The 15,205-nt window shown below is 71.7% G+C and carries 14 protein-coding genes and 1 pseudogene; 8 read left to right on the top strand and 7 right to left on the bottom strand.

Annotation, left to right across the window (positions count from 1 at the left end):
- Positions 1-46: 46 nt before the first annotated feature.
- Complete coding sequence (gene hypF, locus FG385_RS16710; RefSeq protein WP_235022605.1) at positions 47-2,287, top strand: carbamoyltransferase HypF; 2,241 nt, start codon at positions 47-49, stop codon at positions 2,285-2,287.
- Here the strand turns inward: hypF and hypE are convergent, their stop codons facing one another.
- The 6 genes and pseudogenes from hypE to FG385_RS16680 form a co-directional block, all read right to left on the bottom strand.
- A complete protein-coding gene (gene hypE, locus FG385_RS16705; protein WP_139097669.1) occupies positions 2,288-3,349 on the bottom strand; it encodes a hydrogenase expression/formation protein HypE in 1,062 nt (353 codons plus the stop codon).
- Positions 3,346-4,473 carry a hydrogenase formation protein HypD gene (gene hypD / locus FG385_RS16700; RefSeq protein ID WP_139097733.1) on the bottom strand — a complete coding sequence of 376 codons (1,128 nt, stop codon included), beginning with the start codon at positions 4,471-4,473 and terminating at the stop codon, positions 3,346-3,348. Before hypD ends, hypE begins: the two co-directional genes overlap by 4 nt.
- Positions 4,473-5,138, bottom strand: coding sequence for a D-sedoheptulose-7-phosphate isomerase (locus FG385_RS16695; protein ID WP_139097732.1), 666 nt, complete (start codon positions 5,136-5,138; stop codon positions 4,473-4,475). Before FG385_RS16695 ends, hypD begins: the two co-directional genes overlap by 1 nt.
- Positions 5,139-5,732 (bottom strand): annotated as a pseudogene (locus FG385_RS16690) (D-sedoheptulose-7-phosphate isomerase); the annotation flags it as partial.
- 116 nt (positions 5,733-5,848) lie between these two features.
- A complete protein-coding gene (locus FG385_RS16685) occupies positions 5,849-6,457 on the bottom strand; it encodes a sigma-70 family RNA polymerase sigma factor (protein ID WP_139097668.1) in 609 nt (202 codons plus the stop codon).
- A gap of 58 nt (positions 6,458-6,515) precedes the next feature.
- The gene (locus tag FG385_RS16680) at positions 6,516-7,310 is read right to left on the bottom strand and encodes a TIGR03620 family F420-dependent LLM class oxidoreductase (protein WP_139097667.1); all 795 of its coding nucleotides are present in this window, start codon (positions 7,308-7,310) and stop codon (positions 6,516-6,518) included.
- Positions 7,311-7,389: 79 nt separating this feature from the next.
- On the opposite strand from FG385_RS16680, the gene FG385_RS16675 reads away from it, so the two are divergent.
- Genes FG385_RS16675 through FG385_RS16645 form a run of 7 tightly spaced genes read left to right on the top strand, consistent with a single transcriptional unit; the run spans position 7,390 to position 14,729 of the window.
- On the top strand, positions 7,390-7,737 hold the full coding sequence (locus tag FG385_RS16675) for an ArsR/SmtB family transcription factor (protein ID WP_139097666.1): 348 nt from the start codon (positions 7,390-7,392) through the stop codon (positions 7,735-7,737).
- Positions 7,737-8,210 (top strand): NADH-quinone oxidoreductase subunit B family protein, encoded by a 474-nt coding sequence (locus FG385_RS16670; RefSeq protein ID WP_139097665.1) that lies wholly within the window; start codon positions 7,737-7,739, stop codon positions 8,208-8,210. The genes FG385_RS16675 and FG385_RS16670 overlap by 1 nt, the downstream gene beginning before the upstream one ends.
- Complete coding sequence (locus tag FG385_RS16665; RefSeq protein WP_139097664.1) at positions 8,207-10,189, top strand: proton-conducting transporter transmembrane domain-containing protein; 1,983 nt, start codon at positions 8,207-8,209, stop codon at positions 10,187-10,189. The genes FG385_RS16670 and FG385_RS16665 overlap by 4 nt, the downstream gene beginning before the upstream one ends.
- Positions 10,186-11,127, top strand: a complete 942-nt coding sequence (locus tag FG385_RS16660) for a respiratory chain complex I subunit 1 family protein (protein WP_139097663.1) — start codon at positions 10,186-10,188, stop codon at positions 11,125-11,127. The genes FG385_RS16665 and FG385_RS16660 overlap by 4 nt, the downstream gene beginning before the upstream one ends.
- Before the next feature lie 10 nt (positions 11,128-11,137).
- Positions 11,138-11,800, top strand: a complete 663-nt coding sequence (locus FG385_RS16655; protein WP_139097662.1) for a hypothetical protein — start codon at positions 11,138-11,140, stop codon at positions 11,798-11,800.
- Positions 11,800-13,278 carry a proton-conducting transporter transmembrane domain-containing protein gene (locus FG385_RS16650; protein WP_139097661.1) on the top strand — a complete coding sequence of 493 codons (1,479 nt, stop codon included), beginning with the start codon at positions 11,800-11,802 and terminating at the stop codon, positions 13,276-13,278. Before FG385_RS16655 ends, FG385_RS16650 begins: the two co-directional genes overlap by 1 nt.
- Positions 13,275-14,729, top strand: a complete 1,455-nt coding sequence (locus tag FG385_RS16645) for a hydrogenase large subunit (RefSeq protein WP_139097660.1) — start codon at positions 13,275-13,277, stop codon at positions 14,727-14,729. Before FG385_RS16650 ends, FG385_RS16645 begins: the two co-directional genes overlap by 4 nt.
- Here FG385_RS16645 and FG385_RS16640 read toward each other — a convergent pair.
- Positions 14,708-15,181: a pyridoxamine 5'-phosphate oxidase family protein gene (locus FG385_RS16640; RefSeq protein ID WP_160148831.1), complete on the bottom strand. Its 474-nt coding sequence runs from the start codon at positions 15,179-15,181 to the stop codon at positions 14,708-14,710. The genes FG385_RS16645 and FG385_RS16640 overlap by 22 nt on opposite strands.
- Positions 15,182-15,205 lie beyond the last annotated feature (24 nt).

The raw sequence follows: 15,205 nt of genomic DNA, 5'->3' as shown, positions 1-15,205 counted from the left end.
AACACCGTCGCTCGACGGGACGAACGGCCCGGGGCAGACTCGGGATGTGAGTGACAGCGTCCGTGTCGCCGTCCGCGTCGACGGGGTCGTGCAGGGGGTCGGGTTCCGGCCCTTCGTGCAGACGCTCGCCGGCCGGTTCGGGCTCGCCGGGCATGTCGGCAACGACGCCGCCGGCGTTTTCGCCGAGATCGAGGGCGGGCGGCAGGCGGTCGCGGACTTCCTGGTCGCGATGCGCGAGCAGGCGCCCCGGCTCGCCGTCGTCGAGCGGGTGAGCGCGCGGGAGATCACCCGGCTCGGCGAGACCGGGTTCCGGATCGTGCCGAGCCTGCCCGGTGACGGCGCGCGGACGCTGGTCTCCGCGGACAGCGCGACGTGCGAGGACTGCCTGCGTGAACTGCGTGACCCCGGCGACCGGCGCTTCCGGTACCCGTTCGTCAACTGCACGAACTGCGGGCCGCGGTTCACCATCGTCGAGTCGGTGCCCTACGACCGGCCGTCGACGACGATGGCGCCGTTCCCGATGTGCGAGGACTGCGCGCGCGAGTACCACGACCCGGCCGACCGCCGGTTCCACGCGCAGCCGGTGTGCTGCCCCGCGTGCGGCCCCACACTGCGCCTGCTCGGCGCCGCCGGGGAGCCGATATCGTCCACTGTGGACATGTTGCGCGCCGGGCAGGTGGTCGCGGTCAAGGGGCTCGGCGGGTACCACCTGGCGGTGGACGCGACGAACGAGGCGGCCGCCCGGCGCCTGCGATCCCGGAAACACCGCGAGGACAAGCCTTTCGCGGTCATGGTGCCCGATCTCGCGGCGGCGGCCGCACTGTGCGAAGTGGACGCACTCGCGGAACGGCTGCTGACCGACCGGCGGCGGCCGATCGTACTGCTGCCCCGGCGTCCGGGCGCGGACGTCGCGGATTCGGTCGCGCCGGGCAACCGGCGGCTGGGGGTGATGCTGCCCTTCACTCCGCTGCACCATCTCCTGCTGGCCGGCATCTCCCGCCCGATCGTGCTGACCAGCGGCAACGTCTCCGACGAGCCGATCGCGTACCGGGACGACGAGGTGCGGGCGCGGCTGGGGCGGATCGCCGACGCGTTCCTGGTGCACGACCGCGCGATCCACATCCGCACCGACGACTCCGTGGTCCGCCCCTTCCGCGCCCGCCGGCAGCTGATGCGGCGCTCACGCGGGTTCGTGCCCGAGCCGGTGCGCGGCGAGTTCCCCCGGCACATCCTGGCCTGCGGGGCGGAACTGAAGAACACCTTCTGCCTCGCCAAGGACCGGCGCGCGTTCCTGTCGCACCATATCGGGGATCTGGAGAACTACGAGACGCTGCGGTCGTTCACCGAGGGCATCGAGCATTTCCAGCGGCTGTTCGACGTGCACCCCGCGCTCGTCGCGCACGATCTGCACCCGGAGTACCTGTCCACGAAGTACGCCCTCGAACGGGACGGCGTCGAACTGGCCGGGGTGCAGCACCATCACGCGCATATCGCGTCGTGCCTGGCCGACAACGGCGAGGACGGCCCCGTGCTCGGCGTGGCGTTCGACGGGCTCGGGTACGGGACGGACGGCACGATCTGGGGTGGCGAGTTCCTGCTCGCCGGCCGCGCGGAGTTCACCAGGGTGGGACATCTCGCGCCGGTGCCGATGCCGGGCGGGACGGCGGCGATCAAGCAGCCCTGGCGGATGGCGGCCGCCTACCTCGACGCCGCCTGCGGTGCACGCGTGCCCGGCCTCGACGTGGTGCGGCGCAACGAATCCCGCTGGACCAGCGTGGTTTCGCTGGCGCACCGCTCCGTCAACGCGCCGCCGACTTCGAGCGCGGGCCGCCTGTTCGACGCGGCGGCGGCGATACTCGGCACCCGCGACGTGATCACCTACGAGGGCCAGGCGGCGATCGAACTGGAACAGCTGGCCGATCCGGCCGAGCACGGGACCTACCCGGCCACGATCGTCGGCACGCCGCTGACCATCGCGGGCACCGATCTCGTCTTGTCCATTGTGGACGACCTGCGGGCCGGGGTGCCGGTGCCGGTGATCGCCGGGCGCTTCCACAACGGCGTGGCGGCGGCGATCGCCCGCGCGTGTGCCGTACTGCGAGAGCGGACCGGGGTCGCCACGGTCGCCCTGTCCGGCGGCGTGTTCCAGAACCTGCTGCTGCTCGAGCGCGCCGTGGCCAAGCTGGAGCGGGCCGGGTTCCGGGTGCTGACGCATTCCCGGGTACCCGCCAACGACGGCGGGATCAGCCTCGGGCAGGCCGTGGTCGCCGCGGCGCGTGACCGCTGATCAGCAGATCCGGGGCAACGGGTCCCCCGCGAGCAGGTCCACGATCCGGGTCCCGCCGAAAGCGGTGTTCAGCAGGACGAGGCCCGGCGGATCGTCGCCGATGCGCCCGATGATCGCGGCGCCGGCGCCGAGCGGATGCGCCCGCATGGCGGCCAGGGCTTCGCCGGCGCTCGCGCCGTCGGCGATCGCGACGATCCGGCCTTCACACGCCACGTACAGCGGGTCGATGCCCAGCAGTTCCGAAGCACCCCGCACCTCTTCACGCACCGGGACCGCGTCCTCGTCGACGATCACCGCGACGCCGGCGGCCTTGGCCACCTCGTTCAGGATCGTCGCGACGCCACCGCGTGTCGCGTCCCGCAGCCCCCGCACGCCCGGCACCGCCAGGAGCCCGCGCACGAGTTCGTGCACCGGCGCGGTGTCCGATTCGAGGTCCGCCTCGATGTCCAGCTCACCGCGCGCGAGCAGGACGGTGATCCCGTGCTCCCCGATCGGGCCCGACACCAGCACCGCGTCGCCGGGACGGGCGTGTGCGATGCCGAGCCCGTGGTGCTCGAGCAGCCCCACCCCGGCGGTGTTGACGTAGCAGCCGTCGGCCTTGCCGCGCTGCACGACCTTCGTGTCCCCGGTGACGATCTGCACCCCGGCGCGCTCGGCCGCGGCACGCATCGACTCGACGATCCGCATCAGGTCCGCCACCGGAAAGCCCTCTTCGAGGATGAAGCCCGCGGTCAGGTACAGCGGCCGGGCACCGGAGACGGCGAGATCGTTCACCGTCCCGTTCACCGCGAGATCGCCGATGTCCCCGCCCGGGAAGAACAGCGGCGACACGACGAAGGAGTCCGTCGTCAGCGCCAGGCCCGTCTCCCCGATCCGCAGGGACGCCGCGTCGTCCAGCGGTTCCAGGAGCGGGTTGCGGAAGGCGTCGAGGAAGACCGCCTCGATCAGCGTGTGCATCGCCCTGCCGCCGGATCCGTGCGACAGGGTGATCCGCTCCTCCCGGACCCGGGCCTTGCGGCGCCGCGCCCGTTCGATCCGCGCCAGCACCTGCTCTTCCGTCATGCCCGGCTCGCCTCCCGCATCCGGCTCCGCGTGAACCGGCCGAAGTTGTAGTAGGCCGCGCAGGCCCCTTCCGAGGAGACCATGCACGTGCCGATCGGGGTCTCCGGGGTGCACGCGGTGCCGAACACCTTGCACTCCCACGGTTTCAGCACTCCCTTGAGCACCTCACCGCACTGGCAGGCCTTCGGGTCCGCGACCCGCACACCCGGCACCCCGAAGATCCGCTCGGCGTCGAACGCGGCGAACTCGTCCCGCACGCGCATCGCGGAATGCGAGATGAACCCGAGACCGCGCCATTCGAAGTACGGCCGCGGCCGCATCACCTCGCCGATCGCGCGCAGCGCCGCCAGGTTCCCGTCCCACGGCACCACGCGGGTGTACTGGTTCTCCACCGCCGAGCGCCCCCGCGACAGCTGCCGGAGCAGCAGGTAGATCGACTGCAGCAGGTCCAGCGGCTCGAATCCGGACACCACCACGGGTTTGCCGTGCTCGCGGGCGATGAACTCGTACGGGCGGCAGCCGATCACCGTCGACACGTGTCCCGGTCCGATGAACCCGTCCAGCCGGAGGTCCGGCGAGTCCAGGATGGCCTTGATCGCCGGGATGATCATCACGTGGTTGCAGAAGACCGAGAAGTTCCCGATGCCCTCCCGCGCGGCCCGCAGCACGGTCATCGCGGTGGACGGCGCCGTGGTCTCGAACCCGATCGCCATGAACACGACCTGCCGGTCCGGATGCCGCCGCGCGACCTTCAGCGCGTCGAGCGGCGAGTACACCATGCGGATGTCGGTGCCCTCGGCATTGGCGTCGAAGAAGCTCCCGCCGCTGCCGGGCACGCGCATCATGTCCCCGAACGAGGTCATCAGCACATCCGGCTGCCGCGCGACGTGGATCGCGTCGTCCACCCGGCCCATCGGGATCACGCACACCGGGCAGCCCGGTCCGTGCACCAGGGTGATCTCGGGCGGCAGGTAGTCCTCCAGCCCGTGCTTGTAGATCGCGTGGGTGTGCCCGCCGCACACCTCCATGAACCGGTACTCACGTCCCGGCTCGCACAGCTTGGCGATCTTCTCCGAAAGCGCCCGTGCCTGCTCGGCGTCCCGGAACTCGTCGACGAAGCGCATCACCGGCCGACCCCGTCCACGGTGAGCTCCCACAGCGCGTGGTAGATCGTCGTCTGTGCCTCCTGGATGCGGTGCACCGACGGCGAGGGCACGACGAACAGGTAGTCGATCGAGCCGAGTTCGGCCATCTTCCCGCCGTCGTAGCCCGCGATCCCGATGGTGAGCATGCCGCGCCGGGCTGCCTCGTCGAAGCCGCGGAGCAGGTTCTCCGAGTTGCCGCTCGTGGACAGCCCGACCGCGATGTCGCCGGCGCGGCCGAACGCGCCGATCTGGCGGGCGAACACGACGTCGAACCCGATGTCGTTGGACAGGGCGGTCACCACGGCGATGTCGTTGGTCAGCCCGAAGGCGGGCAGCGGCCGAGCGTCGCCGCCGGGTTCGAGGAACAGGCCCGCCAGGTCCTGCGCGTCGGTCGAACTGCCGCCGTTGCCGAAGGCGAACAGCCGGCCGCCGCCGGAGAACGCGTCAGCCATCCGCCGCGCGCACTCCTCGATCCGCGCGCCGTCGGCCTCGAGCACCTGGGCCCGCAAGGCCGCGATCTCGCCGGTCTTGTCCACTGTGGACTGCCGGACCCCGGCCAGCACGGCGTCCAGATCGCCTGCCCTGGTGTAGAGGAACGGATACAGCGAAGCCAGCTCACTCGCGTCGTGCGGGCGTGCGTTCATGATCAGCTCCGGTTGGTCGAGGAAGACGTGCACCAGTTCCCACAGCACGTGGTAGGTCGTGACGTGCACTTCCTTCACCACGCGCGGGTCGGCCGACCGCGCGGTCAGCACGTGGTGCGCCTGCGGTGCGCGCGCGATCCGGCCACCGTCGCCGCCGGTGAGGGCGACCGTGAGCATCCCAAGCCGGTCCGCCGCGGTCAGGCCGCGCAGGACGTTGCCGCACTCGCCGTCCGCCGAGATCCCGAGTGCGATGTCCGCCGGTTCGCCGAGGATCCGGATCTGGTGCGCGAACACCTCGTCCAGCCCCGCGCGGCCGGCGACCCCGGTGAGCGTCGCCATGTCGGCGCTGAGCGAAACCGCTGGCAGCGCCCGTTTCCCGACGATCGCCGGATGGACGAACTCGACGGCCACGTGCTGCGCGTCGGTGCTCTGGCCGCCGTTGCCGAACACCACGAGCTTGCCGCCGCGGTGGAACCGGACCGCCATGGCGTGGCACGCGAGCGCCACCTCGCCCGCCTGCGCGGCCAGGTCGAGGACCGGCGCGTCGCGGCGGGCGAAGAGCTCACGAACCCGCGGGCCGGCCTCCTCCGGCATGGCGCTCAACTCCCCGGCGATCGACGGATCGGGCTGGGATCAGCTTGATCCGCCTGCCCCGGTGGCGACCATGGGCCTTTGGCCCCTCCTGCCCGGTCCCAAGGTCCTTCGCCGGGTTACCGCGCCGGGAACCGGGCGTCGGCCATGGCGCCCTTGCGCAGATGCGCCAGCGCCCGGTGCTGGGTGACCCGGACCGCGCCGGCGCTCGCGATGCCCAGGGCGTCGGCGGTCTCCTGCGCCGAGAGCCCGTCGAGCACCCGGAGCTGGAGGATCCGCCTCGTCCGCGGCGGCAGCGTGCACATCAGGTGCCCGAGGCGGCGGCCGAGATCGCTACGCTCGACCTCGTCCCCGGGATCGGGCGAGGTGTCGCTCAGCCTCCACTCGTCGTCGCCGAACTCGCCCACCGGCACCGCGTACCGGTACCGCGCCGTACGCCGGGACTCCGACAGCTTGCGGTTCGCGATCGTCAGCACGTAGGGCAGGAACACCTCCGCGTCGTAGGGGTAGCGCGGCAACGCCTTGAGCACGGCCAGCACGACCTCCTGGGCGAGGTCGTCCACATCGACACGCCAGCGCTCGCCGGGCAGCACCTTGTGCCGGCAATGCCGCAGCACCAACGGTTCCAGCCACCGCACGAGTTCACCGACGGCTCCGCGGTCACCGGCCACGGCGGAGCTCACCAATCCGTCTTCGACCGACGGGACGATCCGGTCTTTTCTGCCCATGCGCGCACCCCGACTCGTCCGGGCAAATTGGACACCGCCGGGGTCTGGAGCGGCTTTCTCAATGCTCGTCGCCGTTGACCGCGGCGACGTTACCGAAGGCCCGGGCGAGCGCGACCCGCCAATTCGCCGGTAATCCGTCAATTTGGACGACGAGCTGATCGGCGCCGGCGGCCTGGTATTCGCGCAGCCGCGCCGTCACCGCGTCCAGACCACCCCAGACGGTGACCCCGTCGACGAGCCGGTCCGCCACGCCGGTGATCTCGTCGTCGGAAAAGCCCATGCGCCGGAAGCTGGCGGCGTATCCGGGCAGTCCGGACAGGAACCGCAATCCGCCACCGCGCGCCTTTTCGCGCGCGCTCTCCGGATCGGTCTCCGGCACCACCATCAGCAGGACGGCCAGATCCGTGTCCGGTCCGGCGATCTCACGCGCGGCTGCGACGTAGTCCGGGGTGACCAGGAACGGGTACGCCGCGAAGGCCCGGTCGTGGGCGAGCTTCAGCGCCTTCGGGCCGAGCGCGGACAGGATCCGGTCCGAGGCGGGCACCACCGGGTCCAGGTCGTCCAGATACGCGTTCAGCGTCGTCAGCGGTTTCGCTCCGTGCGCACCGCCGATACCCGGCAGGTACCGCCCGCCGTGCGCGGTGTACGCTGCCGCGACCTCGGCCGCGGGCACCTGGTCGACCGACACGATGCCGGTCGTCACGGTGATCGTGCTGGTGGCGCGGACGGCGCCGGCGACCTGCGCGAGTTCGCCGGGCAGCCAGAGCGTGTCGTACCCGAGCGCCTCCACCTCGGCGAAGACCGCCGGCTCGGTGGAGCGGGTGGCGGCGCCGATCGGACCAAGCTTCGTCATGGCAACCGTAACCCCCTCGCCGCGGTCCTTGTTCCAGGGGTGCTGAATCCTTGTAATCAACAGTTGATAAATTCTTCAAGTGACCAAGCCCCTGTATCAGCTGAAGGCGGAGTTCTTCAAGACACTCGGCCATCCGGCGCGCATCCGGGTGCTCGAACTGCTCAGCACACGCGAGCACGCCGTCGCCGAACTGCTGCCCAAGGTCGGGATCGAGGCGACGAACCTGTCCCAGCAGCTCGCGGTGCTGCGGCGGGCCGGGCTGGTCGTGTCCCGCAAGGAGGGCTCGGCGGTCTTCTACTCGATCACCGATCCGTCGATCGCCGAACTGCTGGCGGTCGCGCGGCGGATCCTCGGCACGGTGCTGACCGGGCAGGTCGAACTGCTCGCGAACCTGGCTGTGCCCACGAACACGGAGCGGGGCGAGTAATGGCGAGCCTGTGGCGCAAGATCCTCCGGACCGGGCGGGTCGCCGAGCCCGCGCCGCCGCGGCCGGCCGCGGAGCGGTTCCCCTTCGGCGGCTCGGTGCAGGTACGCCACGTCGATGCCGGTTCCTGCAACGGGTGCGAGGTGGAGATCGCGTCGGCGTTCGGCCCCGTGTACGACGCCGAGCGGTACGGGGCGCGGCTCGTCGCGTCGCCGCGGCACGCCGACGCGCTGCTGGTGACCGGCGCGGTGACACGCAACATGGCCGAGCCGTTGCGGCGCACGCACGACGCCGTGCCGGGACCGAAGGCCGTCGTGGCGGTCGGTGACTGCGCGCGTAACTGCGGGGTGTTCGCCGGGGCCTACGGAGTGGTCGGCGCCGTTTCCGACGTCGTACCGGTGGATCTGGAGATCCCCGGCTGCCCGCCCCGGCCGGAGGCGATCGTCGAGGGGCTGCGAAAGCTGACGGGCCGGTGATCGCCGCGAGCCTGCTCACCGCGGTGGTCGCGGGCGCGCTTACCGCACTGTCCACTGTGGTCATTCCGCGCTCGCTGCGCTCTGTGGTGAGCGGCGCGGGGACCGCGCTGACGGGCGTCGCCGCCATCGTCGCGGGTGTCGCCGCGCTGTCCGGGGAGGCGTTTTCGGCGACGTGGTCCGGGCTGCTGCCGCTGTCCGGGTTCGCCGTCTCCGTGGATCCGCTCGGCGGGCTGTTCCTCGCCGTCACCGGTGGGGTCGCGATCGCCACCGGGATATACGCGATCGGCTACACGCGCCACGATTCCCGTCCTCCGCAAGCGATCCTGCCGCTGTTCGTGGTCGCCATGCTGCTGGTACCGGTCGCCGCCGGGATCGGGACCTTCCTGGTGTGCTGGGAGCTGATGGCGCTCACCTCGCTGCTGCTCGTGGTCACCGAGCACCGGCGGCGCCGCCAGGTCGCCTCCGCGGGCCGCTGGTACGCGGTGATGACGCATCTCGGGTTCGTCACGATCCTGGCGGGCCTGCTCGTGTTCGCCGGCCACGCGGGCGGGGACTCCTTTGCCGCGCTCAGAGAAGCGCACCTGTCCTCCGTTACCCGCGATCTCGTGTTCCTGCTGACGCTGACCGGGTTCTCCTCGAAGGCCGGGATCCTGCCGCTGCACGCCTGGCTGCCGCGCGCGCATCCGGAGGCGCCCAGCCACGTGTCGGCGCTGATGTCCGCCGCGATGGTCAACCTCGGCGTGTACGGGATCGTCCGGTTCGGATTCGACCTGCTCGGCGGCGGGCCCCGCTGGTGGTGGCTCGCGGTGCTCGCGCTCGGGGCGGTCTCCGCCGTCTACGGGATCCTGCAGGCCGCGATGAGCACCGACCTCAAACGGCTCCTGGGCAGCTCCACCACCGAGAACATGGGCCTGGTGCTGATCGGCACCGGCGCGGCCGGGCTGTTCGCCTCGACCGGGCACCGGGATCTCGCCGCGCTCGCGCTGTCGGCGGCGCTGCTGCACGTGCTCGGGCACGCCGCGTTCAAGACACTGCTGTTCCTGTCCGCCGGTTCGGTACTGCACGCGACCGGGACGCGCGATCTCGACGCCCTCGGCGGGCTGCGGCGCACCATGCCGGTGACGACCGCGCTGTTCGGCGCCGGGGCGCTGGCCGCGTCCGCGCTGCCGCCGGGCACCGCGTTTGTGTCCGAATGGCTGCTGTTGCAGGCACTCGTGCACGGTCTGCCCGCCTCCGGGGTCGCGACGGCGATCGCGATGCCGCTGTCGGTCGCGGCTGTGGCGCTCACCGCGGGCCTCGCCGTGGCGACCTTCGTCAAGGCGTTCGGTGTCGGGTTCCTCGCCCGGCCGCGCGGCGCGGCGGCCGCCCACGAAAGCCCGCCGAGCATGCTCACCGGGATGGGCCTCGCCGCCGCCGTTTCCGCTGTCCTCGCGCTGCTTCCGACGCTGGTCCTGCCCGCCGTCGCGAAGGCCGCGGGCTTCGGCGACGCGGTGACGACCGAGGCGGCGACCGTCCGCCTGACCGCGGTCGCGGGCTCTCTTTCGCCCCTGCTGCTGACGCTCGCGCTGCTCGCGGGGACGGTGTTGATCGTCGGCGTGCTGCGGGCACTGAGCCTCCGCCGTGCCCGTCGTGACGCGCGGCTGTGGGACTGCGGCGCGGGCCCGCTCACGCCGCGCATGGAGTACACCGCGACGTCGTTCGCCGAACCACTGCAACGGGTTTTCGACGACGTCGTACGGCCGGAGACCGATGTGAACGTGACCCATCACGAAGAGTCCGCGTATCTCGTCGCGGCCGTCGCCTACCGGCGCGGGGTGCCGGACCGGATCGAGCGCCGGTTCTACGCGCCCGTGCTCGCCGCCGTCGCCGCGTGGGGCCGTGCGGGCCGCAAGCTCGCGAACGGCAGCGTGCACCGGTACCTCGGTTACGGCTTCTACACGGTGGTCGCCGCGCTCATCGCCCTGGCGGTGACGCGGTGAACGCGGTGGCCGGCGCCGTGCAGGCGCTGCTGGTGATCGGCGGGGCACCGCTGCTGACCGGGCTCATGCGGCAGGTGCGCGCGCGGCTGGAGGGCCGCGCGGGCGCGGGGATCGCCCAGCCGTGGCGGGATCTGCGGAAACAGTTCCTGCACAAGGAAACCGTGCGCCCGCGCGGCACGAGCGAGGTGTTCCGGATCGCCCCGCTGGTGCTGGTGGCCACCTCGCTCGTGGTGGCGGTCGTCGTCCCGTTCGTCACCACCGGATCGGCCATCCCGCCGGCGGCCGACCTGTTCGCCGTCGTGGCGCTGCTGACCCTGGGCACCGTCGCGCTGGCGCTCGCGGGCCTGGACACCGGTACCGCGTTCGGCGGGATGGGCGCGAGCCGCGAGATGACGATCGTGGCGCTCGTCGAGCCGACCCTGCTGGTGGCGATCTTCGCGCTCTCGGTGCGGGTCGGATCGACGAACCTGTCCTCGATCGTCTCCTCGACCGTGCATGATCCGTCGCGGGTGATCTCCCCCGCCAGCCTGCTGGCCGCGGTCGCGCTGGTCGTGGTGATCATCGCCGAGACCGGGCGGCTGCCGGTGGACAACCCGTCGACCCACCTCGAACTGACGATGGTGCACGAGGCGATGATCCTCGAATACGCCGGGCCGGACCTGGCGCTCGTCGAACTGGCCTCCGCGATGCGGTTGAGCGTGTTCCTCGGCCTGCTGGCGAACCTGTTCCTGCCCTGGGGCGTCGCGACCTCGCCCGATCCGCTGTCCCTGCTGATCGGGACCGGCGCGATCGTGCTGAAGGTAGGCCTGCTCGGTGTCGCGCTCGCGGTCGGCGAAGTGTTCCTGGCGAAGCTGCGGCTGTTCCGCGTGCCGGAGTTGCTCGCCGGTTCGTTCCTGCTGTCCCTGCTGGCCGTCGCGTCCTCGTTCTTCCTGGCCTGAGGAGGTGGCGATGAACGAAACACTCTACGTACAACTGCTCGACCTCTTCTGCGGTGCCCTGCTGCTGTCCGCGGTGCTTGTCCTGTGGCGCCGCGAACTGTCCGTCGTCATCGGCCTGTTCGCCTTGCAGGGCCTGGCGTTGACCGCCATCGTCGCGGTGATCGCCGTCCACCATCGCGACGCCGAACTGGGCATCATCGCGGCGGGCGTGCTCGTGCTGCGCGTGGGCGTCCTGCCCTGGCTGTTGCGCCGCGCGCTGGCGCGGGCGGGCGCGGCTCGGCGCGACAGCAGGCCGCTGGTCAACGTCGCCTCCTCGCTGCTGACCGCCGCCGTGCTGACCCTGCTGGCGTACGCGGTCTCCCAGCCGCTGGTCCAGCTCGCGCCTTCGGCGACGACGGAGGCGATCCCGGTCGGGCTCACGGTCGTGCTGATCGGGCTGTTCGTGCTCGTCACCCGGCGGCGCGCGCTGTCCCAGCTGGCCGGGTTCCTGTTGCTGGACAACGGGATCACCGCGGTCGGCTTCCTCACCGTGACGAGCGTCGGCCTGGTCGTCGAGCTCGGCGTCTCCCTGGATCTGCTGCTCGTCGTGCTCGTCCTGCAGATCCTCGCGGTGCGCATGCGGGAGGCCTTCGGCGGTACCGATCTCGACGAACTGCGGGAGCTGCGCGACTGATGACCACGATCCTCCTGCTCGCCCCGGTGGCCGTGCCCCTGCTCGGCGCGATCGTGCACGCCGGGCTCGGCTGGCGGCGCGCGACCGCGTGGACCGGCACGATCAGCGCGGGCCTCGTCCTCGCCGCCGCGATCACCACGGCCGTCGACGTGACCCGCCATGGACCGCAGGTCGCGGTCGGCGGGCTGCTGCGGACCGACGCGCTTTCGGCGTTCATGCTCATCGTGATCGGCGCGGTCGCGCTCGTCGCGGCGACCGCGACCCCGGCGTACCTGCGCGCCGAGATGGCGGCGAAGCGGGCGTCCTCCCGCACCGCCGCCCGGCACAGCCTGCTCGTGCAACTGTTCCTGGCCGCGATGGCGCTCGCGGTGCTCGCGGCGAACCTCGGCGTGGTGTGGGTGGCGGTCGAGGCCACCACGATCTTCACCGCGCTGCTCGTCGGCCAGCGCCGTACCCGCACCGCGATCGAGGCCGCGTGGAAGTACGTCGTGATCTGCTCGACCGGGATCGCGCTCGCACTGCTGGGCACCCTCGTGCTCAGCTACGCCTCGGCCCACGCCGGTATGAGCCTGGATCTGGCCACGCTCGCCGCGCACGCCCAGGCGCTCGACCCCGGCGTCACGAGGATCGCGGTCGTGTTGCTGGTGCTGGGTTTCGGCGCGAAAGCCGGGCTCGCCCCGCTGCACGCGTGGCTCCCCGACGCGCATTCGCAGGCACCCGCACCGGTGTCGGCGCTGATGTCCGGGGTGCTGCTGTCGGTCGCGTTCTACGCGATCCTGCGGGTCAAGGTGATCGCCGACGGCGCGCTCGGCCCGGGGTTCCTGCGTGCGGTGCTGACCGTGCTGGCGCTGGCGTCGCTCACGCTCGCCGCTTCGCTTCTGCTGGCGCAACGGGATTACAAGCGCATGTTCGCCTACTCCAGCATCGAACATCTCGGGCTCATCGCGCTGGGCGCGGCGATCGGCAGCCCGCTCGCGCTCGCCGCGCTGCTGCTGCACGTACTCGGTCACGGGCTCGCGAAGAGCGTGCTCTTCCTCGGCGCGGGCCGGATCCTGCAGACCACCGGAACCAGCGCGATCGCGGGCGTACGGGCGCTGGCCTCCCGCGCGCCGGTGCTCGCGGGCAGTGTCGGGCTGGGCGTGCTCGCACTGCTCGGGCTCCCCCCGTTCAGCCTGTTCGCGAGCGAACTGGGCATCGTGCGCGCCGGGTTCGCGGGCGGTCTCGGCTGGGCGACCGCCGTCGCGCTCGTGCTGCTGGTCGTGATCGCCGGCGCGCTGGTCAACCACACCAGCCGGATGCTGTTCGGTGCCGCGCCCGAGGGGCCCGGCGCCGCGACCGCCCCGCGGCGGCTGCCGGTCAGCGCCACGATCAGCCTGGTCGGCGCGCTCGCCGCGTGTGCCGCGCTCGGCGTCACCGCCGGACCGCTCGGCACCCTCCTGCACCTCGCCGCCGGCACGATCTCGAGGACGGCACCATGATCTCCCCCGCCGAACTGCCCATCGAAGCGAAAGCGTTGCTGGACGAGGGTTTCCGCGTCGCCCTGATCGCCGGGCACGACGACGGCGACGCCTTGCGCGCGGTGTACCTGTTCACCGCCGCCGCGCCCGACCGCCGCACCGAGTTGCACGTCCGCCTCGACCGCGGCCACCCGGCCGTGCCGACGCTCGCGGGCATCTCGTTCCCCGCCGGGCGGTTCGAACGCGAGATGCGCGACCTGTTCGGCATCGTGCCCGAACATCATCCGCTGCCGCGCCGCCTGGTCCGGCATTTCCACTGGCCCCGGGGCTGGTACCCGATGCGCGCCGACGCCGGGAGCCCGCCGGAGTTCGGCGACGTCGACGGCCCCTACCCGTTCCGCACCGTCGAAGGCGACGGCGTGTACGAGATCCCGGTCGGCCCGGTGCACGCCGGCATGATCGAACCGGGGCATTTCCGGTTCTCCGTGGTCGGCGAGACGATCCTCAACCTCAAGGCCCGCCTCTGGTTCGTCCACAAAGGACTCGAACGGCTCTTCGAAGGCCGCCGCCCCGAGGACGCGCTCGCACTGTCCGAACGCATCAGCGGGGACACCGCGGTCGGCCACTCGCTCGCGTTCTGCCTCGCCGTGGAGGAGGCACAGTGGATCGCCGTGCCCGAGGACGCGCAGCGGATCCGGGCGATCCTGCTGGAGCTGGAGCGCATCTACAACCACGTGACCGATCTCGGCGCGCTGTGCAATGACGTCGGGTACGGCATCCTCAACAACCACGCCCAGCGCATCCGGGAACGGTTGCTGCGCCTGAACGAGCAGGTCAGCGGGGACCGGCTGCTGCGAGGCTGCATCCGGCCCGGCGGGGCGCGCCTCGACCACGCGCCGGATCCGGACGTGCTGAGCGATCTCGGTGACGACATCGCCGAGGTGGTCGCGCTCGCGCTCGCCAACAGCGTCGTCGTCGACCGGTTCACCGGCACCGCCGTGCTGACCCGCGAGCAGGCTTCGGACCTCGGCACGCTCGGCTATGTCGCGCGCGCCAGCGGCCTCGTCACCGACGCGCGCGCCGATCACCCGTTCCCCGCGGTCCCGGGCGCGCGCGTACGGCACGGCACGACGAACGGCGACGTGCTGTCCCGGTTCAGCGTCCGTGCCGAGGAGATCGCGGACTCGATCACGCGGATCACCGAACTGTCCGCAGGGCTCCGCGACCTGTCCGCTTACACCGGGCCCGCCGGACAGGCGCGGTCGGGGGTGGGCATCGCCGAAGGCTGGCGCGGCACGATCGTGCACCGCGTCGAACTCGACCGGGACGGGGTGCTGACCCGGGTGAAGGTGGTCGATCCGAGCTTCTTCAACTGGCCGGCGCTGCCGGTCGCGCTCGCCGACACGATCGTGCCGGACTTCCCGCTGACCAACAAGAGCTTCAACCTGTCCTACGCGGGCAACGACCTCTGACCGATCGGCGCGACGCCCCTGGCCGCGGCCGCGTCCCGCATCTTCAGCAGCGGCACGCCGATGCCGTAGGTCAGGAAGCGTCCGGACGGCTCGATCTCGATGATCGCGCTCGCCCCGTGCTTCACGTTGCGCAGCAAGGATTCCAGCTTGGGCGGGACATGGCCGTCGGTGCGCACGGTCGCGGTGCCGTGGAAACTGATCGTCGCGGGCGGGATCGGCATCAGCAGCGCGAGGATGCCGCCACGGTGAACGGGCACGGTCACCGCGACCCGGCCGTCGAGCGCGAGGTGCCGCGCCTTCCACCCGTCACCTGCCACGATGCTGTAGAGCCGCCCGCCTTCGGCGGCGTAGCTGACCCCGCTCGAACGCGGCGCGCCGTCGGGGGTGACATGGCTGACGACCGCGAAGGAGCATCTTTCGATCTCGCGCCAGATCTGTGCTGTACTGGTCATGCCCCGATTCGCCCACGCCACCGA

It is taken from the genome of Amycolatopsis alkalitolerans (assembly GCF_006152065.1).
Lineage (GTDB): Bacteria > Actinomycetota > Actinomycetes > Mycobacteriales > Pseudonocardiaceae > Amycolatopsis_E > Amycolatopsis_E alkalitolerans.
This window is presented reverse-complemented; position numbering and strand designations above follow the sequence as displayed.

What these genes read in the sequence shown, in the direction of transcription:
- hypE (WP_139097669.1), bottom strand. Translation starts at nt 3,349, where the DNA reads ATGACGGAAGAGCAGGTGCTGGCGCGGATCGAACGGGCGCGGCGCCGC.
- hypD (WP_139097733.1), bottom strand. Translation starts at nt 4,473, where the DNA reads ATGCGCTTCGTCGACGAGTTCCGGGACGCCGAGCAGGCACGGGCGCTT.
- FG385_RS16695 (WP_139097732.1), bottom strand. Translation starts at nt 5,138, where the DNA reads ATGAACGCACGCCCGCACGACGCGAGTGAGCTGGCTTCGCTGTATCCG.
- FG385_RS16685 (WP_139097668.1), bottom strand. Translation starts at nt 6,457, where the DNA reads ATGGGCAGAAAAGACCGGATCGTCCCGTCGGTCGAAGACGGATTGGTG.
- FG385_RS16680 (WP_139097667.1), bottom strand. Translation starts at nt 7,310, where the DNA reads ATGACGAAGCTTGGTCCGATCGGCGCCGCCACCCGCTCCACCGAGCCG.
- FG385_RS16670 (WP_139097665.1), top strand. Translation starts at nt 7,737, where the DNA reads ATGGCGAGCCTGTGGCGCAAGATCCTCCGGACCGGGCGGGTCGCCGAG.
- FG385_RS16655 (WP_139097662.1), top strand. Translation starts at nt 11,138, where the DNA reads ATGAACGAAACACTCTACGTACAACTGCTCGACCTCTTCTGCGGTGCC.
- FG385_RS16650 (WP_139097661.1), top strand. Translation starts at nt 11,800, where the DNA reads ATGACCACGATCCTCCTGCTCGCCCCGGTGGCCGTGCCCCTGCTCGGC.
- FG385_RS16645 (WP_139097660.1), top strand. Translation starts at nt 13,275, where the DNA reads ATGATCTCCCCCGCCGAACTGCCCATCGAAGCGAAAGCGTTGCTGGAC.
- FG385_RS16640 (WP_160148831.1), bottom strand. Translation starts at nt 15,181, where the DNA reads ATGACCAGTACAGCACAGATCTGGCGCGAGATCGAAAGATGCTCCTTC.